The organism is Variovorax sp. FW301-JW7, assembly GCF_058788795.1.
In genome coordinates, this window is record NZ_JBYTBC010000011.1 from 88,143 (window position 1) to 110,271 (window position 22,129).

Annotated in this window: 18 protein-coding genes; 10 read left to right on the plus strand and 8 right to left on the minus strand. The window is 69.6% G+C overall.

What is annotated here, in order from left to right; genetic code table 11:
* Positions 1-13: 13 nt before the first annotated feature.
* The 5 genes from rpsO to AC3WQM_RS25965 form a co-directional block, all read right to left on the minus strand.
* On the minus strand, positions 14-280 hold the full coding sequence (gene rpsO, locus AC3WQM_RS25945; protein ID WP_056579564.1) for a 30S ribosomal protein S15: 267 nt from the start codon (positions 278-280) through the stop codon (positions 14-16).
* Entirely contained in the window at positions 277-1,287 is a 1,011-nt protein-coding gene (locus AC3WQM_RS25950) for a DMT family transporter (protein ID WP_492682757.1), read from the minus strand. Before AC3WQM_RS25950 ends, rpsO begins: the two co-directional genes overlap by 4 nt.
* Before the next feature lie 83 nt (positions 1,288-1,370).
* Complete coding sequence (locus AC3WQM_RS25955; RefSeq protein ID WP_492682759.1) at positions 1,371-2,165, minus strand: helix-turn-helix transcriptional regulator; 795 nt, start codon at positions 2,163-2,165, stop codon at positions 1,371-1,373.
* 11 nt (positions 2,166-2,176) lie between these two features.
* Positions 2,177-3,370 (minus strand): pyridoxal phosphate-dependent aminotransferase, encoded by a 1,194-nt coding sequence (locus AC3WQM_RS25960; protein WP_492682761.1) that lies wholly within the window; start codon positions 3,368-3,370, stop codon positions 2,177-2,179.
* 5 nt (positions 3,371-3,375) lie between these two features.
* Entirely contained in the window at positions 3,376-4,659 is a 1,284-nt protein-coding gene (locus tag AC3WQM_RS25965) for a branched-chain amino acid ABC transporter substrate-binding protein (RefSeq protein ID WP_492682763.1), read from the minus strand.
* Positions 4,660-4,786: 127 nt separating this feature from the next.
* Here AC3WQM_RS25965 and AC3WQM_RS25970 point away from each other — a divergent pair, with 127 nt between their 5' ends.
* Positions 4,787-5,158, plus strand: coding sequence for an Hsp20/alpha crystallin family protein (locus AC3WQM_RS25970; protein WP_492682765.1), 372 nt, complete (start codon positions 4,787-4,789; stop codon positions 5,156-5,158).
* A gap of 191 nt (positions 5,159-5,349) precedes the next feature.
* Positions 5,350-6,108, plus strand: a complete 759-nt coding sequence (locus AC3WQM_RS25975) for an alpha/beta hydrolase (protein ID WP_489058758.1) — start codon at positions 5,350-5,352, stop codon at positions 6,106-6,108.
* Here AC3WQM_RS25975 and tsaD read toward each other — a convergent pair.
* Positions 6,044-7,105, minus strand: coding sequence for a tRNA (adenosine(37)-N6)-threonylcarbamoyltransferase complex transferase subunit TsaD (gene tsaD, locus AC3WQM_RS25980; RefSeq protein ID WP_492682767.1), 1,062 nt, complete (start codon positions 7,103-7,105; stop codon positions 6,044-6,046). The two genes, AC3WQM_RS25975 and tsaD, sit on opposite strands and share 65 nt — an antisense overlap.
* 101 nt (positions 7,106-7,206) lie before the next feature.
* Here tsaD and AC3WQM_RS25985 point away from each other — a divergent pair, with 101 nt between their 5' ends.
* The 4 genes from AC3WQM_RS25985 (at position 7,207) to AC3WQM_RS26000 (ending at position 11,798) form a co-directional block, all read left to right on the plus strand.
* The gene (locus tag AC3WQM_RS25985; RefSeq protein WP_492682769.1) at positions 7,207-8,472 is read left to right on the plus strand and encodes a nitrate- and nitrite sensing domain-containing protein; all 1,266 of its coding nucleotides are present in this window, start codon (positions 7,207-7,209) and stop codon (positions 8,470-8,472) included.
* A gap of 320 nt (positions 8,473-8,792) precedes the next feature.
* On the plus strand, positions 8,793-10,040 hold the full coding sequence (locus AC3WQM_RS25990) for a CmpA/NrtA family ABC transporter substrate-binding protein (RefSeq protein ID WP_492682771.1): 1,248 nt from the start codon (positions 8,793-8,795) through the stop codon (positions 10,038-10,040).
* A 13-nt stretch (positions 10,041-10,053) separates the two neighbouring features.
* On the plus strand, positions 10,054-10,992 hold the full coding sequence (gene ntrB / locus AC3WQM_RS25995) for a nitrate ABC transporter permease (RefSeq protein WP_492682773.1): 939 nt from the start codon (positions 10,054-10,056) through the stop codon (positions 10,990-10,992).
* On the plus strand, positions 10,989-11,798 hold the full coding sequence (locus tag AC3WQM_RS26000; protein ID WP_492682775.1) for an ABC transporter ATP-binding protein: 810 nt from the start codon (positions 10,989-10,991) through the stop codon (positions 11,796-11,798). Before ntrB ends, AC3WQM_RS26000 begins: the two co-directional genes overlap by 4 nt.
* Positions 11,799-11,823: 25 nt before the next feature.
* Here AC3WQM_RS26000 and AC3WQM_RS26005 read toward each other — a convergent pair whose 3' ends face one another.
* Positions 11,824-13,107 (minus strand): ANTAR domain-containing protein, encoded by a 1,284-nt coding sequence (locus tag AC3WQM_RS26005; protein WP_492682777.1) that lies wholly within the window; start codon positions 13,105-13,107, stop codon positions 11,824-11,826.
* A gap of 263 nt (positions 13,108-13,370) precedes the next feature.
* Here AC3WQM_RS26005 and AC3WQM_RS26010 point away from each other — a divergent pair, with 263 nt between their 5' ends.
* Positions 13,371-14,636: an MFS transporter gene (locus AC3WQM_RS26010; protein ID WP_492682779.1), complete on the plus strand. Its 1,266-nt coding sequence runs from the start codon at positions 13,371-13,373 to the stop codon at positions 14,634-14,636.
* 20 nt (positions 14,637-14,656) lie between these two features.
* On the opposite strand, the gene AC3WQM_RS26015 is transcribed toward AC3WQM_RS26010, so the two are convergent.
* Positions 14,657-16,375, minus strand: a complete 1,719-nt coding sequence (locus tag AC3WQM_RS26015) for a bifunctional protein-serine/threonine kinase/phosphatase (protein WP_492682781.1) — start codon at positions 16,373-16,375, stop codon at positions 14,657-14,659.
* Positions 16,376-16,439: 64 nt separating this feature from the next.
* Here AC3WQM_RS26015 and nirB point away from each other — a divergent pair, with 64 nt between their 5' ends.
* The 3 genes from nirB to AC3WQM_RS26030 are packed head-to-tail and all read left to right on the plus strand — an operon-like array spanning position 16,440 to position 22,126.
* Positions 16,440-18,896 (plus strand): nitrite reductase large subunit NirB, encoded by a 2,457-nt coding sequence (nirB, locus tag AC3WQM_RS26020; protein ID WP_492682783.1) that lies wholly within the window; start codon positions 16,440-16,442, stop codon positions 18,894-18,896.
* Between the two features lie 24 nt (positions 18,897-18,920).
* Entirely contained in the window at positions 18,921-19,310 is a 390-nt protein-coding gene (nirD, locus tag AC3WQM_RS26025) for a nitrite reductase small subunit NirD (protein ID WP_489058766.1), read from the plus strand.
* Positions 19,311-19,327: 17 nt separating this feature from the next.
* On the plus strand, positions 19,328-22,126 hold the full coding sequence (locus AC3WQM_RS26030) for a nitrate reductase (RefSeq protein ID WP_492682785.1): 2,799 nt from the start codon (positions 19,328-19,330) through the stop codon (positions 22,124-22,126).
* Positions 22,127-22,129: the final 3 nt, after the last annotated feature.

Genomic DNA, 22,129 nt, shown 5'->3' on the forward strand with positions numbered 1-22,129 from the left:
CATGCGATTCGAATTACTTGCGCAGACCCAGCTTGGCGATCAGCGCGGTGTAACGCTCGGCGTCCTTGGACTTGAGGTAGTCGAGCAGCTTGCGACGGCGGCTGACCATGCGCAGCAGGCCGCGACGACCGTGGTGGTCCTTGGCGTGCGTCTTGAAGTGGGGGGTCAGCTCGTTGATACGGGCGGTCAGCAGTGCGACTTGCACTTCGGGGCTGCCGGTGTCGTTGGCTGCACGGGCGTTGTCCTTGACAACTTCGGCCTTGATGGAGGCTGCGATCATGTTGAATTTCCTTGTTCCGGGATGTTTGACTTGCGGTGAGCACTGGAACTGCCCTCACCGTGCGCCTTGCGGCATGCAAAGCTTTGGGAGTATACATCGGACGGCTTGACCGCTCCTTCCCGCCGCCTTCCGTCGAGCGAAACCAGCCCCACGGCCCCGAGCACGCAGGCGCCGCCGGCGACCTGGGCCCACCCCACGGCCTCCCCGAGCCACCACGCGGCCAGGACCAGCGCCGACACCGGCATCAGCGCCGTGAACAGCGCCGCCTCGGCGCCCCGCAGCCGGGCGGCGCCCGCGTACCAGAGCAGGAAGCCGGCCACCGTCGGCACCAGCGCGTAGTAGGCCACCCCGGCCAGCGCCTCGCCCGGTATCGGCCGCAGCCACGCGCGCTCCAGCAGCGCGGGAACGACGGACAGCAGCAGCCCCAGCGCGACCATCGCGGTCGATTGCACGAGCGGCGCCAGCGGCACGCGCAGCCGCTTGTTGAGAAGGATGAACAGCGACTCGAGCGCCACCGCCCCCAGCACCAGCAGGTTGCCGAGCAGCGCGGTCGACGTGCGCTCGCCACCTCCGTCGCCCGGACGCAGCGTGATCGCCAGCACGCCCAGGCTCGCAAGCACGATCCCGCCCACCAGGAAGCGCCCCGGCCGCTCGCGCAGCGCCAGCACGGCCACCAGCGCGGCCATGGCCGGCAGCGTGCCGGTCACCACGCCCGCGTCGGCGGCCGGCGCCCAGCGCACACCCAGGATCAGCAGCACCGTATAGCCGACGCTGCCCGCCGCCGCCTGGCACAGCAGCAGCACGGCGTCGTGGCGGTCCGGGCGCGGCCAGCGCACGCGCATGAACCCCATCAGCGCCAGGAACACGGGCAGCGCCAGTGCAAAGCGCAGCGCGGTGGCCGTGAACGGCGGCAGGCCGCTGGCGATGAGCTTGCTCGCGACCACCGTGCTGCCGACCGTGACCATCGCGAGCGCGCACAGCCACATTCCCTTGCTTCGTTCCGACATCCTGATCGCCTTCCGTTTTGCAGAAAGCGCGAGCGTCTCCCGCCAGGGGCGCGGCGGTCTTGAACGAAATTGCAGGAATCGAGCTAGCGCGCCGCCGCATACGCCCCGGGCGTGAAGCCCAGGAAGCGCACGAAGGCCCGCGTCATGTGGCTCTGGTCAGAGAAGCCTGCACCGGCTGCGGCATCGGCCAGCGCCCTGCCCTGCGCGATCAGCCGGCGGGCGCGCGACAGCCGGCACTGCTGCAGCCAGGCATGCGGCGGCAGCCCGAAGGCGGCCGCGAAGCCGCGCAACAGCTGGTAGCGGCTCAGGCCCGCTTCGCGCGCCAGTTCGGCGAGCGTGGGCGCGTGGATGCAGTCGTCGGCGATGCGTGCACGTGCGCGTTCCATCGCTGTCGGCGCCACGCGCCGTGGCGATTCAGGAGCCCGTGCGCCGGGCGCATCGCGCAGCAGTTGCAGCACGCCCTGCTCCAGCGCCAGCGCGTCGTCGCCTTCGACGACGGCCGTGAACAGCCGGTCGAAGCCCAGCCGCAGCGCCGGATCGCTCAGCACCGGCCGCGTCAGCTCGAACCCCGGCGGCGCGCCATCCGACAACAGCGCAGGCGCCAGATGCAGCATGCGCCAGGCCCGCGCTTCACCGCGCATCGCGACACCGTCGTGCACCTCGCCCGGATTCACCGTGATGACATCGCCGCGCACCGCCTCGACCGCGCCGCGCCCGCTGGCCGAGCGCTGCCCGCCGCGGTCCATCACGCCGATGCCGAACACGTCGTGCATGTGGCGCGGAAAGCTGCGACTCGATTCGGCCGCAATCGCCTGCAGGCCCGGCAGCGCCGATCCGCGGATGCGCACGGCATCGACGGGCGCGGACCTCGACGCCATGCCGGAAAGCCTCAGCCCTGCTGCTTGGCCAGCCAGCCGCGCAGCCGCTCGACGCCCTGCACGAGCCGCTGCGGGTCTTTCGACGCAAAGCACCAGCGCAACCAACCCTGCGCCTCGGGCGCGAAGGCGTTGCCCGGCGCGAGCCCCAGGCCGGCTTCGGCGACGAGGCGCTTGGCGAGCTCGAGCGAATCGCCGAAACCTTCGAGCCGGAAGAAGGCGTACATGCCGCCCTTGGCCGGCGCCACCTGCACGCCCGGCACGGCCGCCAGCAGCGGCACCAGCGTGTCGCGGCACTGCTTCAGGTGCGCGACCACGCGCGGCGTGATGTCGGCCGTGTGCGCGAGCGCCGCGATGGCGGCGCGCTGCGTGAACACGCTGGCGCACGAGGTGTTGAACTCGATCAACTTGCCGATGCCGTCGACCATCGCCGGCGGCAGCACCAGCCATCCGAGGCGCCAGCCGGTCATGAGGAAGCTCTTCGAGAAGCTGTGCGTCACGACGAGGCGGTCGTCGGGCGTCGAGATGTCGAGGAAGCTCGGCGCACAACCGTTCGGCGTGGGCTCGAAGTACAGGCGCTCGTACACCTCATCCGCCAGGATCCAGGTGCCGGTCTGGCGGCAATGGTCGAGCACGGCCTGCTGCTCGTCGCGCGTCATCGTCCAGCCCGTGGGGTTGTTCGGCGCATTGACGATGAGCAGCTTCGTCTTCGGCGTGACCGCCGCGCGCAACGCGGACAGGTCGAGCGTCCACTGCCCGTTCACCGGCACCAGCGACACCGTGCGCACCTGCGCGCCCATGATCGCCGGCTGCGCCGTGAGGTTGGGCCACACGGGCGTGACGGCAACCACGTCGTCGCCCGCGTCGACCAGCGCCTGCACCGCGAGCATCAGCGCGCTCACGCCGCCTGAGGTGACGGCGATGCGCGAAGCATCGACCGTCGGGTGCAGGCGGCTGGTGTAGCGCGCGATGGCTTCGCGCAGCTCGGGCAGGCCGAGGTTGTGCGCATAAAAGGTTTCGCCGCGCTGCAGCGACTCGATGGCCGCCTGGCGGATCACCTCGGGAGTGACCTCGTCGCTCTCGCCGAACCAGAAGGCGAGCACGTCGTCGCGGCCCATGCCGGCGTTGGCGACTTCGCGGATCTTCGAGGCTTCGAGGTGGTGGATGGCTTCACGCATGTCTGGGAGTTCCTGTGCTGTCGGGGTCATGCACCTCAGGGGCGCTTCATCTTGCAAGAGGTGGGCTGCTCGGCACGCTCGGGCGCGATCGTCTTGATCACGCGAAAGCCGTAGCCCGAGCCCTCGACGTCGAACTGCACGCCGGGCTTGCCCTGCTTGTCCATCACGCCCACCACGAGCTGCTGCTGGAACTGGTGGTCGGCCGCGCGCATGCGCCCGCGCTGGCCGTACAGGCTCACGTCGGCCTGCTCCAGCGCGCGCGCCAGCGGCACGGCCTCGGTGCTGCCCGCGCGCTCCAGCGCCTGCGCGAGCGACTCGACCAAGAGCTGCATGCGCATGTGCACGTAGTCGTCGGCCGGGCGCGGAAAGCGCGTGCGGAAGGCCCGGTAGAAGGCCTCGGACTGCGGTGTCTGCACGTTCGGCAGCCAGTCGGCCACGGCCACCACGCGGCCGATGCCCGCGTCGCCGATGGCGGCTGGCGCGCCCAGCGCATTGCCGTAGAAGGTGTAAAAGCTGCCGTTGAAGCCGGCTTCGCGCGCGGCCTTCACGAGCAGCGTGAGGTCGTTGCCCCAGTTGCCGGTGACCACGGCCTGCGCGCCGCTGGCGAGGATCTTGGTGGCGTAGGGCGCGAAGTCCTTCACCTTGCCCATCGGGTGCAGCTCGTCGCCGACGATCTCCACGTCGGGGCGCTGCACGCCGAGCTGGCGGCGCGACTCGCGCAGCACGGCCTGGCCGAAGCTGTAGTCCTGGCCGATCAGGTAGACGCGCTTGAGCGCCGCGTCGTCCTTGACCACGTCCATCAGCGCGGCCACGCGCATGTCGGCATGGGCGTCGAAGCGGAAGTGCCAGAAGCTGCAGCGCTCGTTGGTCAGCACCGGATCGACGGCCGAGTAGTTCAGGAAGATCACGCGCCGCGACGGGTCGCGCTCGTTGTTCTTGTCGATGGCATCGATCAGCGCCGCGGCCGTCACCGACGAATTGCCCTGCAGCACGATGCGAGTGCCGTCGTCCATGGCCGCGCGCAGTGCCGACAGGGCCTCTTCGTTCTGGCCCTTGCTGTCGTAGCGGTCCAGCTGCAGCGGCCGTGCGCCGCCCGGCAGCTTCACGCCGCCGCGTGCATTCACACGCTCCACGGCCCACAGCAGGTTGCGGAACACGGCTTCGCCGGTGTTGGCAAACGGGCCGCTCATGCTCTCGATGAGCGCCAGCCGGATCGGGGCGGGCTGCGAGGCCTGCGCGAAGCCGGCGAACGGGGTCGCGCATAGCGCCGCCGCTGCGAATTTCAAGGCCTGGCGACGCCAAATAAAGGGGGTTTTCATTGTCTTGAAACGCGTGCCGATGCGCCTAGATGAGGTGTCAAGCGGCACTCACGATGGAAAGGCCGCGCAGTGTACGGGACACACATTCCATGTCCCCATTGTGTTCATTCACCCTGGAGTTTTCGCCATGTTCTTCACCCCCACCCATCGCAGCGCGCATTTCGCCCCCCGTGCCCACGACCGCGCTTTCGAGCGCTTCGTGAACGACGCCTTCGCCGGCGCCCGCCGCTCGCCCCTGGTCGAGCAGGACGACAAGAGCTGGACCCTGTCGCTGGACGTGCCCGGCCTGTCGCGTGAAGACCTGTCGGTGGCCATCGAAGGCGCCGTGGTCCGCATCGAAAGCAAGGCCGAAGCCAAACGCCAGATCAAGCTCGCCTACGAGCTGCCGCAGGCCATCGACCTGGCCACCAGCGAAGCCAAGCTGGAGAACGGCGTGCTGACCCTGAAGCTCGGCAAGCTGGTGCCGGCAAGCCAGGTTTCGCACTTGCAGATCAACTAGTCGGACCGATGCCCCCACGAAGAAAATGTTAGTGACAGCTTGTTTTGACTTTAAACAAGCGTCGTATTCACAATAGCGCTGGATAACGTCACATGATGTGACGATTTTTTAGTACTTTCTTCTTCGTGGGCATCTCGTAAACGCATCGAGTTCCCGGGGCGGTGCGGACAGCGGGTGTGCCTCAAGGCACCATGAAAACGCACCTGCAGTCAGCCAATGACAACGAACGGTCCGACACGCTCCTGATCTTCCTGCCGGGGGCCTACCTCAAGCCCGAAGAGTTCGAGCGCGAGGGTTTCATCAGCGCCGTGCGCGAACGGCACCTCGCAGCCGATGCGCTGCTGGTCGATGCGGACGTCTCCTACTACTACGACCAGACCCTCAGCGAGCGGCTGCATGCCGACGTCATCGAGCCGCAGCGGGCCAAGGGCTACACCTCGATCTGGCTGGTCGGCATTTCCATCGGCGGTTTCGGCGCGCTGATCCACGAACTGGCGCGGCCGGGCTCGGTGGACGGCATCGTGGCGCTGGCGCCCTACCTCGGGCGCCGCGTGCTCGGCGCGGAAATCAAGAAGGCCGGCGGCCTGCGCACCTGGCAGGCGCCCACCGGGCCGCAGCCCGACGAGGAGCCCGACCGCAAGCTCTGGCCCTTCTTCCAGCAGTACCTGGCGCCGAAGCCCTCCAAAGACCTGCCGCCGCTGTACCTGGGTTTCGGCCTGGCCGACCGCTTTGCCAGCAACCACAAGCTGCTGGCCGACGCCCTGCCGCCGGGACGCGTGTTCACCACCGAAGGCGGCCATGACTGGCCCGAATGGCGCCAGCTCTGGCGCAATGTGCTTGACGTGCTGCCGCTGCCTTCACTGGGGCGCGGCGCACGCGCGCCGGCTACGCGGTTTCCGGCTGCGGCGTCTCGGGCGTCATCAGCGATGCCATCGGCCATCGCGGCTTGACGTCGAAGGCATAGCGCTCGGTGGCCTGCGACAGGCCCGACTGCAGCCGCATTGCGGCGGCCATGGCGATCATGGCGCCGTTGTCGGTGCACAGGTGCAGTTCGGGGTAGTGCACGCGCACCTTGCGCTTGGCGCAGGCGGCGTTCAGCTGCTCGCGCAGGTTCCTGTTGGCCCCCACGCCGCCGGCCACCACCAGCCGCTTCAGGCCGGTCTGGTCGAGCGCCGCGAGCGACTTCTTCAGCAGCACCTCGACGATGGCCGCCTGCGTGGAGGCGGCGAGGTCGGCCTTGCGCGCCTCGAGCTGGTCGCCGAGCTTCTTGGCCTGCGTGAGCACGGCCGTCTTCAGGCCGGCAAACGAAAAGTCGAGATCGCCGCTGTGCAGCAGCGGTCGCGGCAGCTTGAAGGCCGCGGCGTCGCCCTCTTCGGCCAGCTTCGCGAGCCAGGGGCCGCCGGGGTACGGCAGGCCCATGAGCTTGGCGCTCTTGTCGAAGGCCTCGCCGGCTGCGTCGTCGATGGTCTCGCCGAGCAGTTCGTAGCGGCCCACGCCGTCGACCCGCATCAGCTGCGTGTGGCCGCCCGACACCAGCAGCGCCACGAACGGAAATTCGGGCGGATCGGCGCTCAGGAACGGCGACAGCAGGTGCCCCTCGAGGTGATGCACCCCCAGCACCGGCTTGCCCAGCGCCACGCCGAGCGCGCAGGCCACGCCGGCGCCCACGAGCAGCGCGCCGGCCAGGCCGGGCCCGCGCGTGTAGGCCACCACGTCGATCTCGGCCAGCGAGCGTCCGGCCTCGGCCATGACGGCTTCGGTGAGCGGCAGCACGCGGCGGATGTGGTCGCGGCTGGCCAGCTCGGGCACCACGCCGCCGTAGGCCTGGTGCATGGCGATCTGGCTGTGCAGCGCGTGCGAACGCAGCAGCGGCAGCGCGTCGCCGTGCGACTCGACCAGCGCCACGCCGGTCTCGTCGCAGGATGATTCGATTCCCAACAAGAGCATGGCGCCGAGTGTAGGGGCCGCCCGCCGGCGGCGCCCGCGAAGGGGCAAGCGAGGCACGGAAGTTGCACGAGCGGAAGGCGCCCCTTCCGCGCCCCCAACGAATGACTTCCGGCCTGAGCTTCCTGATTGCCGCGCGCCGATGCGAGATCGACGCGCTGGACCAGCTCGCGCGCACCAGCGAGCTGGTCGGCGCCATCGGGCGGCTCGTGCATGCGCTGCAGCGCGAGCGCGGCATGTCGAACGTGTTCCTGGCCTCGCACGGCGGGCGCTTCGCCGACCAGCGCGCACCGCAGATCGCCGAATGCCTGGCGCTCGAGCAGCAGGTGCGCGCCGGCTTCGACCGGCTCGAGGCCGAGCACCACCGCGCGGTGGGCGCCGGCCACGGCGCGCGCCTGTTCAGCCGCATCGCCTGGGTGCTGCCCGGCCTGGACGCCCTGCCCGCGCTGCGCCGGCGCATCGACGCGCTCGAGCTCCAGCCGGCGCAGGCCGTGGCCGCCTTCGCCAAGCTCGTGGCCGGCCTGCTGGCGGTGGTGTTCGAGGCGGCCGACGGCGCCACCGACCCCGAGATTTCGCGCCTGCTGGTGGCGATGTTCAACTTCATGCAGGGCAAGGAGTTCGCCGGCCAGGAGCGCGCCTTCGGCGCCGCCGCGCTCGCGCTGGGCCGGGGCGACGACGCGCAGCGCCAGCAGTGGCGCCACCTCATCGAGTCGCAGGAGCGCTGCTTCCAGGTGTTCATCGACTTCTCGGGCGACGCGGTGCGCACGCTGTGGCACGACAGCCAGTCGGACGCCGTGCTCGCCGAGCTCGAGCGCCTGCGCCGCAAGGGCGCCACCTCGGTGCCGGCCGACGCGCTGCTGAGCCAGGCCTGGTTCGACTGCTGCACGCGGCGCATCGACGCCATGCAGACGGTCGAGAACCGCCTCTCGGCCGACCTGCGCGCGCTGTGCGACCACAAGACCGCCCAGGCGCGCAGCGAGCTGGCGGCCTACCGGCAGCTGCTCGGCACGCTGGCGCCGCAGGCCGGCGGCGCGCTCTTCTTCGACGATGCCCAGCAGGCGCAGGACGCCACGCCGGCGCAGCTCGGGCGCCACCTCGAACGCTCGGTGCTCGACATGGTCCAGGAGCAGTCGCAGCGCCTGCAGGCCATGAGCGACGAACTCGACACCGTGCGTGCCTCGCTCAACGAACGCAAGATCGTCGAGCGCGCCAAGGGCCTCCTGATGGCGCACCGCCGCCTGAGCGAGGCCGAGGCGCACAAGATGCTGCGCCAGACCGCCATGAACCAGAAACGCCGCCTCGTCGACGTGGCCGAGTCGATGCTGGCCATGGCCGACTACCTGCCGCTCGAGGCTGCACCGCGGCGCTGACCCGGGCCGCTTGGATTGGTGCAGCGCACAACAGTTGTGCGTCGCCCGGATTAGCGAGCCAGCAGGAACTTTCCCCTGCACCGGCGCGCCCTGCCAGCTATCTTTTCCATAGCTCCCAACGGCGGGTTCGAGCTGGCACGTCGCTTGCGTAGTCCTTGGCACGGGACCGCAAGGTCTCAAAGGCAGGTTGCACCCAACGGCGGGTGTGGCCCACCGAACCGGACAAAGGCGTCCCCATCCCGCAAGGGCTCGTTCACGAGCAGCCCCTGCGCGGTGCGGACGCCTTTTCGTTTTTGTCTTTCACTTCTGGAGCCCCGCCCATGTCCGATCTGCTGCTGAAAACCAAACTGAGCCGGCGCCGCGTGCTGCAGGCCGCCGCCCTCGGCGCCGTGGGCATCGACCCCGCGCTGCGCGCCGCCGTCTGGGCCCAGGGCTCGGACAAGCCCGAGAAGGAAGAAGTGAAGATCGGCTTCATCCCGCTGACCGACTGCGCCAGCGTGGTGATGGCCTCGGTGCTGGGCATCGACAAGAAGTACGGCGTGAAGATCGTGCCGAGCAAGGAAGCCAGCTGGGCCGGCGTGCGCGACAAGCTCGTGAACGGCGACCTCGACATGGCGCACGTGCTCTACGGCCTCGTGTACGGCATGCACCTGGGCGTGAGCGGCCCGAAGAAGGACATGGCCGTGCTCATGACCCTGAACAACAACGGCCAGGCCATCACGCTCTCGAAGAAGCTGGCCGACAAGGGCGCGGTCGATGCCGCCTCGCTCGCCAAGCTCATCGCCAAGGAAAAGGGCGAATACACCTTCGCCCACACCTTCCCCACCGGCACGCACGCCATGTGGCTGTACTACTGGCTCGCCTCGGCCGGCATCGACCCGTTCAAGGACGTGAAGAACATCACCGTGCCGCCCCCGCAGATGGTGGCCAACATGCGCGTGGGCAACATGGACGGCTACTGCGTGGGCGAGCCCTGGGGCCAGCGCGCGATCATGGACGGCATCGGCTTCACCGGCATCACGACGCAGGACATCTGGAAGGACCACCCCGAGAAGGTGCTCGGCACCACCGGCGACTTCGTCAAGAAGTACCCCAACACCGCGCGTGCGGTGACGGCCGCGATCCTCGAGGCCGGCAAGTGGATCGACACCGGCCTGCAGAACAAGAACAAGATGGCCGAAACCATTGCTGACAAGAGCTACGTCAACACCAGCGTGGACGCCATCAACCAGCGCATCCTGGGCCGCTACACCAACGGCCTGGGCAAGAGCTGGGACGACCCCAACCACATGAAGTTCTACAACGGCGGCGCCGTGAACTTCCCGTACCTGTCGGACGGCATGTGGTTCCTCACGCAGCACAAGCGCTGGGGCCTCTTGAAGGAGCACCCCGACTACCTGAAGGTGGCCACCGAGATCAACCGCATCGACATCTACAAGCAGGCCGCCGCCGCCACGCAGACGCCCGTGCCCAAGGACGTGCTGCGCACCAGCAAGCTCTTCGATGGCTCCGTGTGGGACGGCAAGGACCCGAAGAAGTACGCCGAGTCTTTCAAGCTCCATGTCTGAGGAGAAACGCACCATGGTCAGCGCTGTCTTTCATTCGCCGATGGATGTCTCTCTCCCCCTCCCGCGTGCGGGAGAGGGTCGGGGTGAGGCTGTGCCCCGCGTTGAGGCTGCCCCTCACCCCAGCCCTCTCCCCAGAGGGGAGAGGGAGCAAAAGCCCCGCACGCCGCTCGATCTGCGCGCCTTCTGGATGCGCGTGCTCCCGCCATTCCTGGGCTTCGGCCTGCTGGTGCTGGTGTGGGAGATCGTGGCCATGAAAAGCACCACCGGCTTCCCCTCGCCGCTGGCCACCTGGCAGCAGGCGCTCACGGTGTTCAGCGACCCGTTCTACAGCAAGGGACCGAACGACCAGGGCGTGGGCTGGAACGTGCTGTCGTCGCTGCAGCGCGTGGCATTGGGCTTCGGGCTCGCGGCGGCGGTCGGCATTCCGGCCGGCTTCGCCATCGGGCGCTTCGAGTTCCTCTCGCGCATGTTCAACCCGCTCATCAGCCTGCTGCGCCCGGTGTCGCCGCTGGCGTGGCTGCCCATCGGCCTCCTGGTGTTCAAGGGCGCCAACCCGGCCGCGATCTGGACCATCTTCATCTGCTCGATCTGGCCGATGGTCATCAACACCGCCGTGGGCGTGCAGCGCGTGCCCAGCGACTACATGAACGTGGCCAAGGTGCTCAACCTCAGCGAGTGGAAGATCCTCACCAAGATCCTCTTTCCCGCTGTGCTGCCCTACATGCTCACGGGCGTGCGCCTGGCCGTGGGCACCGCGTGGCTGGTGATCGTCGCGGCCGAGATGCTCACGGGCGGTGTCGGCATCGGCTTCTGGGTGTGGGACGAGTGGAACAACCTCAACGTCGCCAACATCATCATCGCGATCTTCGTGATCGGCATCGTCGGTCTGGTGCTGGAGTTCGCGCTCATCAAGCTCGCCACCGCATTCACGTTCGAAGAGGTGAAGTCATGAACGACGACAGCAAGTACATCGAGATCCATGGCGTCGAACAGGCGTTCAAGACGCCCAAGGGCCGCTTCGTCGCGCTGCGCGACGTGAACCTGAACGTGGCCAAGGGCGAGTTCGTCACGCTCATCGGGCACTCGGGCTGCGGCAAGTCGACGCTGCTGAACCTCATCGCCGGGCTGACCACGCCCACGCAGGGCGTGCTGCTGTGCGCCAACAAGGAGATCAAGGGCCCGGGGCCCGAGCGCGCCGTGGTGTTCCAGAACCACTCGCTGCTGCCCTGGCTCACCTGCTTCGAGAACGTGTACCTCGCGGTCGAGCGCGTGTTCGCGGCCACCGAGGGCAAGGCGCAGCTGCGCGAGCGCACCGACGCGGCGCTCGCGCTGGTGGGCCTCACGCCCGCCGCGCAAAAGCGGCCCGGTGAAATCTCGGGCGGCATGAAGCAGCGCGTGGGCATCGCGCGTGCGCTGTCGATGGAGCCCAAGGTGCTGCTGATGGACGAGCCCTTCGGCGCGCTCGACGCCCTCACCCGCGCCAAGCTGCAGGACGAGCTGCTCGCCATCGTGCAGAAGACGCGCAGCACGGTCGTCATGGTCACGCACGACGTCGACGAGGCCGTGCTGCTCAGCGACCGCATCGTGATGCTCACCAACGGCCCCGCCGCCACCATCGGCGACGTGCTGGCGGTGGACATCGCGCGCCCGCGCAACCGCGTGGCGCTGGCCGAAGACCCGGCCTATGTGCATGCGCGCAAGGCGGTGATCGATTTTCTCTACACGCGCCAGGCGCATGTGGAGAAGGCCGCGGCCTGATCCAGTCGGCGCAGCACGACGGGCGTCAAGACATGATGACCTGCAGGCTGTGCTCGTACCACCCCGTGAGACGCTCGAAGGTGTCCACGAGCGCTTCGCTGGAACGCACCAGCGTGGCGCGCCCCTCGGCGCTGTCGAGCGCCTGCACACCGCCGACGAGGCGCAGCCATTCGTCGCGCGCGCTCGCCAGCCCGGCACGGATCTCGGGCGAGCTGAGCGGCGCACGCTCCAGCTCCAGCAGCGCGGCTTCGAATTCGTTCATGGTCGGCAACAGCCGCTCGCGCGAGGCGCCGGCCGCGAGCGTCGAGGCCAGCAATGCATCCTTGGCCAGCCGCTGCGCGCGCATGCGCTGCCGCCCGCAGATGTTGACGATGCGCAGCGCGCGCCGCGCACCCGAGGCCTCCAGCGCGTCCGTCAGCGACTCGGCCGCCGACAGCAAGGCCTCGCCGCGCGCATCGATCGCAGCCAGCCCTTGCGACGCAGGCTTGGCAACCAGCAGCGCGGCCAGCGCGAGCCACGCGGCCTGCACCTCGCCGAGCGCCTGCACGCCGGCCGGTCCCAGCTCGAGGGCCGTCAGATGACCCAGCGTCTGCTGCACGCGCTCGGTCGACTGCGTGCGCAGCACGCGCGCACGCTGCGCATCGATGCCGGCCGCGAGCTGCGCCGCCACGCGCACCAGCCGCTGCGAGAGCATGCGCAGCTGACCCGCGCGGTTGATCGCCTCGGCCCACTGCGCGGCCTCGATGACCGAGCGCGACACCTCGCCCAGCCGCAGGTTGGCGTGCATCGCGGCGCCGCGCAGCAGGCCGAAGGCCTCGTCTTCGCCGATGCCGCGCGCGGACATCAGCAAGCCCTTGGCGCGATCGACCCACTTGCGCTCGTCCATGCGCGTGCGCAGGGCGTCGAGTTCGGTGCGCAGCGCGGCCTCGCGGCTCCAGCGGGCCTGCGCCTGCGCGGTCAGTGCGGCGAGCGCATCGGCGCTCTCGATGGGTACCCACCCGTGCACGCCCGCGGCCACGAGCGCCGCGTGCTGTGCGCCGTCCAGCGGCGCGCTCATCACGCCCAGTGCACACGGCGGTGCGCCGCCCCAGGGGGCCAGCGCTTCGAGCAACGCATCGAGCTGCGGCGCCGCCTCGCCCAGATGCACCAGGACCATCGACGGTGCGAGCGCCTGCGTGCGCTGCACCAGCGTGTGGCAGCCCGCACGCCCGAGCACCGCGACGCCCGCGGCATCGATCGATTGCTGCAGCGACGCCGGCAAGGGCTCGCCGTCAGCGGCTTCAGGGGAAAGGACGACGAGAAGGGACATGGCGGCAAGGTGTGGCAAGGCCCGGGAAGCATAGGCCACGCCAGCCTGCATTCGCAGGCACGCCTCTTGCATTGGATGGGGTGCGGTGTAACGAAGCACCGCTTTGGTGATGAGGCTGCAGCCTCCTGCATCCCGCCCGGCCACGCTCAGGCCGGGCACACCCCCACGCCGACAGCGTCCGCTGCCGGCACCCCGACCCCAACCCCGTCCGTCGACACGGCCTGCCCCAGGCCGGGCCGCGGCTTTTTGCACCTTTGAACGCCATGTCAGGTTTCAGGAATTTCTTGCAGTCAGGCCACAGTCCGACCCTGTTCGCGGCCTTCCTGTACTTCTCGTTCTCCTGCTGCATCTGGGTGCTCAACGGCGCCATGGCGCCCTTCATCGGCGAGACCTTCAACCTCTCGCCCGCGCAGAAGGGACTGATGCTGTCGGTGCCGATCATCGCGGGCGCGCTCATGCGCTTTCCGCTGGGCCTGCTGTCGCAGTACATCGGCCGCAAGAAGGCCACGCTGGTCGAGATGGGCCTCATCGCCGTGGCGATGCTGTTCGGCTTCTTCTTCGTGAAGAGCTTCAACGACCTGCTCGCCATGGGCGTGCTGCTGGGCATTGCCGGCGCGAGCTTCGGCGTGGCGCTGTCGCTGGGCTCGGGCTGGTTCCCGCCGCAGCACAAGGGCCTGGCGATGGGCCTGGTGGGTGCGGGCAACGTGGGCACGGCCGTGTCGGTGCTGGTGGCCCCGCCGCTCGCACTGTGGCTGGGCTGGCAGGCGGTCTACGGCGTGGCCGCCGTCGCGATCCTCATCCCGATGGTCGTGATGGTGGTCTTCGCCAAGGAGCCGCCGGACGTGGACCCGCACGGCAGCTTCCGCGCGCACATCGCCTGCCTGTTCGAGAAAGACGGCTGGGTCTTCAGCCTGATCTACGGCGTGACCTTCGGCGGCTTCATCGGCCTCACGACCTTCCTGCCCTCGTACTACTACGACCAGTTCGGCGTGAGCAAGGTGCAGGCGGGGCAGCTGACGATGCTCGCGGCCTTCATGGGCGCGGCGGTGCGCATCGTGGGCGGCTGGCTGTCCGACCGCTGGGGCGGCGTGAACACGCTCACGGTGGTGCTGCTGGTGGTGGCCGTGGGCCTCGTGCTGGTGGGCTTCTCGTCGGGCTCGCTGGCGCTCACCACGCTGCTGCTGATCGTGTGCTTCGCCGCGCTGGGCGCGGGCAACGGGGCGCTGTTCCAGCTGGTGCCGCTGCGCTGGCCCACGAGCACGGCCGTGGCCGGCTCGATGATCGGCGAGATCGGCGCCCTCGGCGGCGGCCTGGTGCCCAACGCCATGGGCCTGTCGAAGCAGTACCTGGGCAGCTACGCCTGGGGCTTCGTGTTCTTCGGTGCGCTCTCGCTGGCGATGCTGAGCGTGATGCGCGTGATGCAGATCCGCTGGACGCGCACCTGGGCCGAAAAGGGCGGACGGGCGCGCGTCACGCCGGCGCCTGCGGTTGCCAAGCCGTCGCCCGTTCGCAAGGCCGCCCGTTCATGACCCGCTTCGCCCACCCCCGCTCAACGTGGCAGGAAGAGAAGCCACACGATGAGCAGCACGTTGAAGAGAACGGACACGCCGAGCGCGAGCTGGTACAGCGCGAGCGGATCGCGGCGGATCAGCGGCGTGGCGGCGGGCGCATTCACGGGGCGCGAAGCACCGCGCTCCAGCGCGAGCAGCATCTCCTCGGCGGTCTCGAAGCGTTCGCGCGAATCGCGGGCCACCGCCTTGCGCACGAGGTGGTCGAGCCACACGGGCACGTCGGGCCGCAGGCGCGAGAGCGCGACCGGGTCGCGCCGGTAGCGCGCCACCTGGTAGGGCTCGATCTCGCCGTAGGGCAGGTGGCCGCCGAGCCACTGGTAGAGCGTGGCGCCGAGCGCGAACAGGTCGCTGCCCGCGTCGGCCACGCCGCCCTCTTCCCACTGCTCGGGGTTGATGTAGCTCGGCGTGCCCGCATGCAGCTCGCGCTGCGCCGCGCCCTCGCGGCCCGAGATCGCCACGCCCAGGTCGAGGATGCGCCAGCGCCCGTCGTCGCCCCGGTGCAGGTTGCCGGGCTTGATGTCGCGGTGGACCACGCCGTGGCGGTGCAGCCGCCCGAGTGCGCGGCTCACCTCGATGGCCGCGGCGACCACCTCGGCCACAGTGCCGCGCGTGCCGTCCTTGCGCATCTGCTCGAGCGTGCGCCCGCCGTGCCAGTCGAACACGATGTACAGCGCGCTGGCATCCGGCGCGCGCTCGTGCACGCGCACGAAGCCGCCGCCCTGCCCCACGCGCTGCCCCAGCCAGGCCTCGTGCGCCAGCATCGCGCGCTCCTGCGGGTCGCCGGCGCGCGAGGGGTGCAGGGTCTTGAGCGCGACCAGCTCGCGCGTGACCGGATGGCGCGCCTGGTACAGCAGGTGCACGCCGGTGTCGGCCACCAGGCCGGTGACGACGTAGCCGTCGAGCACGTCGCTCACCTTGAGCACGGGCGGCGGTGCGAGGCGTCGGCCGTCGCCGAGTTCGTCGTCGAGCTGGCGCGCATCGAGCCCCACCACGCGGATCACCAGCGCGGTCGCGTTGTCGCGCGTGCCGGCGTCCAGCGCGGCCTGCACCAGCGCCTCGCTCGCGGCCTCGGCGTCGCCCTGCAGCGCGAGCGCGGCCACCTGCTGCGGCTTGAGCACGCCGTGCACGCCGTCGGTGCTGAGCACGAAGCAGTCGCCCACGCGCACGTCGCCCTGCAGGTAGTCGACGCGCACCTGGTCGTCCAGGCCGATGGCGCGCGTGAGCCGGCTGCGCATGTCGGGGTGGTCGAAGGCGTGGTCCTGCGTGAGCAGCTGCGCGGGCTCGCCGTCGGCGCGCACGCGCCAGGCACGCGTGTCGCCCACGTGGGCCAGCGTGTAGCTCTGGCCGTGCAGCACCAGCGCGGTGAGCGTGGTGAGCGCCGTGCCGGCCCCCTCCTGCTTGCCCTGGCGCCGGCGGTTGTGGTCGGCCAGCCAGCCGTTCTGCGCGCCGATCAGGCGGTCGAGCGCGGCGGTCGGCTCCCAGGTCGCGGGCGTGGCGAAGTAGTCGGCCAGCAGGCCCATCACCGTGGTCTGCGCCGCTTCGCGCCCGCGTCCGCCGCTCGAGACCCCGTCGGCAATGGCGGCGATGAGCCCGCGCGCCTCGTCGCCGGCCGGCGCATGCACCGTGCCGGCGAAGTCTTCGTTCGCGTCGCGCGGCCCGCGCTGGCTGCTGTAGCCGATGTCCACTTCAAAGCTCATGGCGCGATTCTGACCGCGCGCCACGGGCTGTCGTTCGCTTGATTTCCCTGAAAGGTCCAGCCCCATGAAGAAAATGAAACTCGTGATGGTCGGCAACGGCATGGCCGGCGTGCGCACGCTCGAAGAGCTGCTGAAGATCGCACCCGACCTGTACGACATCACCGTCTTCGGCGCCGAGCCGCACCCGAACTACAACCGCATCCTGCTGTCGCCGGTGCTCGCGGGCGAGCAGACGGTGGACGAGATCGTGCTCAACAGCTGGGAGTGGTACAGCGACAACCACATCACGCTGCACGCCGGCAAGAAGGTGGTCGAGGTCGACCGCGTCAAGCGCATCGTGCGCGCCGAAGACGGTACCGAGGCCGCCTACGACCGCCTGCTGATGTGCACCGGCTCCAACCCCTTCATGCTGCCCGTGCCCGGCAAGGACCTGAAGGGCGTGATCGCCTACCGCGACATCGCCGACACCGACTACATGATCGAGACCGCGCGCACGCACAAGAACGCGGTGGTCATCGGCGGCGGCCTGCTGGGCCTGGAAGCGGCCAACGGCCTGATGCTGCGCGGCATGACCGTGACGGTGGTGCACGTGATGCCCTGGCTCATGGAGCGCCAACTCGACGACGTGGCGGGCAAGCTGCTGCAGAAGTCGCTCGAAGACCGCGGCCTGAAGTTCCTCATGGGCGCGCAGACGCAAGACCTCGTCGGGGGCGACGATGGCCGCGTGAAGGCGATCCGCTTCAAGGACGGCACCGAAGTCGCCGCCGACCTCGTGGTGATGGCCGTGGGCATCCGCCCCAATGTCGATCTCGCCGAGAAGATGCGCCTGCACTGCAACCGCGGCATCGTGGTCACCGACACCATGCAGACCGTGACCGATGCGCGCATCTACTCGGTGGGCGAATGCGCGGCGCACCGCGGCATCGCCTACGGCCTGGTCGCGCCGCTGTTCGAGCAGGCCAAGGTGGCGGCCAACCACCTCGCGCAGTTCGGCATCGGCCGCTACCTGGGGTCGCTCACGTCGACCAAGCTCAAGGTGACGGGCATCGACCTGTTCAGCGCCGGCGAGTTCATGGGCGGCGAAGGCACCGAAGAAATCGTGATGAGCGACCCCTTCGGCGGCGTCTACAAGAAGCTGGTGCTGAAAGACGACAAGCTCATCGGCGCTTGCCTGTACGGCGACACGGTGGACGGCAGCTGGTACTTCAAGCTGCTGCGCGACGGGCGCAGCGTGCACGACATCCGCGACAAGCTGATGTTCGGTGAATCGAACATCGGCGACATCGGCCACGAAGGCCACAGCAAGGCCGCGAGCATGCCCGACGACGCCGAGGTGTGCGGCTGCAACGGCGTGAACAAGGGCACCATCTGCAAGGCCATCAAGGAGAAGGGCCTGTTCACCCTCGACGAGGTGAAGAAGCACACCAAGGCCAGCGCCAGTTGCGGCTCGTGCACCGGGCTGGTCGAGCAGATCCTGATGTTCACGGCCGGCGGCGACTACTCGGCCACGCCGAAGAAGAAGGCCGTGTGCGGCTGCACCGACATGAGCCACCAGGACGTGCGCGACGCCATCCGCAAGGAACACTGGCTCACGCACGCCGACGTGTACCGCGGCATGGGCTGGCGCACGCCCAACGGCTGCGCCACCTGCCGCCCGGCCGTCAACTACTACCTCATCAGCACCTGGCCGAAAGAGGCGAAGGACGATCCGCAGAGCCGCTTCATCAACGAGCGCAGCCACGCCAACATCCAGAAGGACGGCACCTATTCCGTCATTCCGCGCATGTGGGGCGGCCACACCACGCCCGACGAGCTGCGCCGCATTGCCGACGCGGCCGACAAGTACAAGATCCCGACCGTCAAGGTCACGGGCGGCCAGCGCATCGACCTCTTGGGCGTGAAGAAGGAAGACCTCGAAGGCGTGTGGAAGGACATCGGCATGCCCTCGGGCTTTGCGTATGCCAAGTCGCTGCGCACGGTGAAGACCTGCGTGGGCAGCGAGTGGTGCCGCTTCGGCACGCAGGACAGCACGCAGATGGGCAAGGACCTGGAGCGCGCGCTGTGGGCCATGTACTCGCCGCACAAGGTCAAGCTGGCCGTGTCGGGCTGCCCGCGCAACTGCGCCGAAGCCGGCATCAAGGACGTGGGCGTGATCGGCGTCGACTCGGGCTGGGAGCTGTACGTGGGCGGCAACGGCGGCATCAAGACCGAGGTGGCGCAGTTCCTCGTGAAGGTGAAGACCAGCCAGGAAGTGATGGAGTTCACCGGCGCCTTCCTGCAGCTGTACCGCGAGGAAGGCTGGTACCTGGAGCGCACGGTGCACTACATCGGCCGCGTGGGCCTGGACTACGTGAAGAAGAAGATCCTCGAAGACGCCGAGGGCCGCAAGGCGCTGTGGGAGCGGCTGCAGTTCGCGCTCGACGGCGAACCCGATCCGTGGTTCGAGTCGGCCCAGGCCTCGGTGGACGTGCGGCAGTTCGAGCCGGTGGCCATCGCCAGCGACATCGCCCAATCCGCCTGACAAAGAAAAGAGAGGAAACACCCCATGAGCGAATGGAAAGCCATCTGCCGCATCGACGACATTCCCGTGCTCGGTGCGCGCCGCGTAACGCGCGCGGCCGGCGTGGACGTGGCCGTGTTCCGCAACGCCGAAGACCAGGTCTTCGCACTGCTCGACCGCTGCCCGCACAAGGGCGGCCCGCTGAGCCAAGGCATCGTGTTCGGCACCAGCGTGGCCTGCCCGCTGCACAACTGGGCCATCGGGCTGGACGACGGCTGCGCCAAGTCGCCCGACGAAGGCTGCACGCCGAAGTTCGCGGTGCAGGTGACAGACGGCGTGGTGCACCTGGACGCACACGAGCTGGCAACGCATGCCATCGACCTGCCCCGTCCCGTGGCCGGCCCGGCGCGCACCATCGCGCTCGTTTCCGCTTGAGACCGGCCGCGCCCCCCATGAACGAAACGAAGTCCACCTGCCCCTACTGCGGCGTGGGCTGCGGTGTGATCATCGAGTCCGACGGCGCGCAGATCACCGGCGTGCGCGGCGACCCCGACCACCCGGCCAACTTCGGGCGCCTGTGCAGCAAGGGCTCGACGCTGCACCTCACGGCCAGCGCGACCGTCACGCGCCAGACGCGGCTGCTGCAGCCCCTGCAGCGCCTCGCGCGCAACGACACGCCCGCGCCCGTGGCGTGGGACCACGCGCTCGACCTCGCCGCCGGCAAGTTCGCGCAGGTGGTGCGCGACCACGGCCCCGATGCGGTCGGCTTCTACGTGTCGGGCCAGCTGCTCACCGAGGACTACTACGTCTTCAACAAGCTGGCCAAGGGCCTGGTCGGCACCAACAACATCGACACCAACTCGCGCCTGTGCATGAGCAGCGCGGTGGCCGGCTACAAGCAGACGCTGGGCGCCGACGCGCCGCCGGCCTGCTACGACGACCTGAAGCACGCCGAGTGCCTGTTCATCGTGGGCAGCAACACGGCGTGGGCGCACCCGATTCTTTTTCGCCGCATCGAAGACGCGAAGGCCGCGAACCCGGCGCTGAAGATCGTCGTGGCCGACCCGCGCCGCACCGACACGGTCGAGATCGCCGACCTGTTCCTGCCGATCCAGCCCGGCACCGACGTCATGCTGTTCCACGGCATGCTGCACCTGATGCTGTGGGAAGGCTGGACCGACACCGCCTACATCGCGGCCCGCACCAACGGCTTCGACGCGCTCAAGGCCACGGTGCGCGAGTGCACGCCCGACAAGGTCGCGCAGGTGTGCGGCATTCCGAAGGACGACCTGCTCGCGGCGGCGCGCATGTTCGCCACCTCGCCCGCCACGTTGAGCCTGTATTGCCAGGGCTTGAACCAGTCGTCCAGTGGCACGGCGAAGAACGCCGCGCTCATCAACCTGCACCTGGCCACGGGCCAGATCGGCAAGCCCGGCGCGGGCCCGTTCTCGCTCACGGGCCAGCCCAATGCGATGGGCGGGCGCGAGGTGGGCGGCCTGGCCAACCTGCTGAGCGCGCACCGCGACCTGGCCAACCCCGAGCACCGCGCCGAAGTGGCCGCGCTGTGGGGCGTGCCCTCGGTGCCCGAGAAGCCCGGCAAGACGGCCGTGGAGATGTTCCAGGCCGCGGCCGACGGCGAGATCCGCGCGCTGTGGATCGCCTGCACCAACCCCGCCCAGTCGATGCCCGACCAGGCCACGGTGCGCCGCGCGCTCGAACGCGCCGAGTTCGTCGTGGTGCAGGAAGCCTTCGCCACCACCGCCACCTGCGCCTTCGCCGACCTGCTGCTGCCCGCCACGACCTGGGGCGAGAAGGAAGGCACCGTGACCAACAGCGAGCGCCGCATCTCGCGCGTGCGCCCCGCCGTGCCGGCGCCGGGCGAGGCGCGCAACGACTGGTCGATCGCCGTGGCCTTTGCGCGCCGGCTCGAAGCGCAACTGGGCCGCAGCTTCACGCTGTTCCCGTACGAGAGCGCCGAGTCGGTCTGGAACGAGCACCGCGAATCCACGCGCGGGCGCGACCTCGACATCACCGGCCTGAGCTACGCGATGCTCGAGAGCGCCGGTCCGCAGCAATGGCCGCTGAAGGAAGGCGAGCGCACCGGCCGCGTGCGCCTGTACGAAGACGGCGTGTTCCCCACGCCCGACGGCCGCGCGCGCTTTGTCGACACGCCCTACAAGCCCGTGGCCGAGGCGCGCGAGGCACGCTACCCCTTCTCACTGAACACCGGCCGGCTGCGCGACCAGTGGCATGGCATGAGCCGCACCGGCACGGTCGGCAAGCTGTTCGGCCACGTGGCCGAGCCCGTGGTGCAGATGAACGCGCAGGACATGGCGCGCCGCCAGATCGGCGAGGGCGACCTGGTGCACCTCACGTCGAAGCGCGGCTCGATCCTGCTGCCGGCACGCGCCAGCGCCGAGATCGGCATGAGCCAGGCCTTCGTCGCCATGCACTGGGGCGAGGAGTACCTGAGCGGCTGCTCGTCGACCGGCGTGCGGCTCGCGGGCATCAATGCGCTGACCACGCCGGCCTACTGCCCGACCTCGAAGCAGCCCGAGCTCAAGCACACGCCGGTGAAGATCCTCAAGGCCGAGCTGCCGTGGTCGCTGCTGGCCATGGCCTGGCTGCCCGCCGGCGACGCGCTCACGGCGCAGCGCGCGCTGCAGCCGCTGATGGCGCTGTTCCCCTTCGCCACCTGCGTGCCGTTCGCGGGCAATGCGCCGGGCGAGGAAGAGCGCAGCGGCGTCCTGTTCCGCGCCGCCGCGCACGACGCGCCCGATGCCGCGCTGGTCGGCCAGATCGAAGCCCTGCTGGGCCTGCAGACCGCCGACACCCTGCGCTACGCCGACCACCGCCGCGGCCAGCGCCGCGCCGCGCGGCTGGTGCGCCGCGCCGACGGCAGCGCCGGGCTCGAGGCCTTCCTGCTGGGCGGCGACACCAGCGCCGAAGCCTGGATCGCCACCCTGCTGCGCGAGGAACTTCCGGCCCAGAGCTACGGCCGCCTGCTGCTGTCGCCGGGCGCCCGCGCGCCGGTGGCCGTGCAGTCGCGCGGCAAGCCGGTGTGCGCCTGCTTCAACGTGACCGACCGCGCCATCGAGGCCGAGCTGCTGCGCTGCACCGGCAGCGCCGACGAGCGGCTGGCGGCGCTGCAGGGAGCGCTGAAGTGCGGCACCAACTGCGGCTCGTGCGTGCCGGAGCTCAAGCGCATGGTGCGGGCCACCCCGGCCGAGGCACTGGCCGTGGGGGCATAAGCC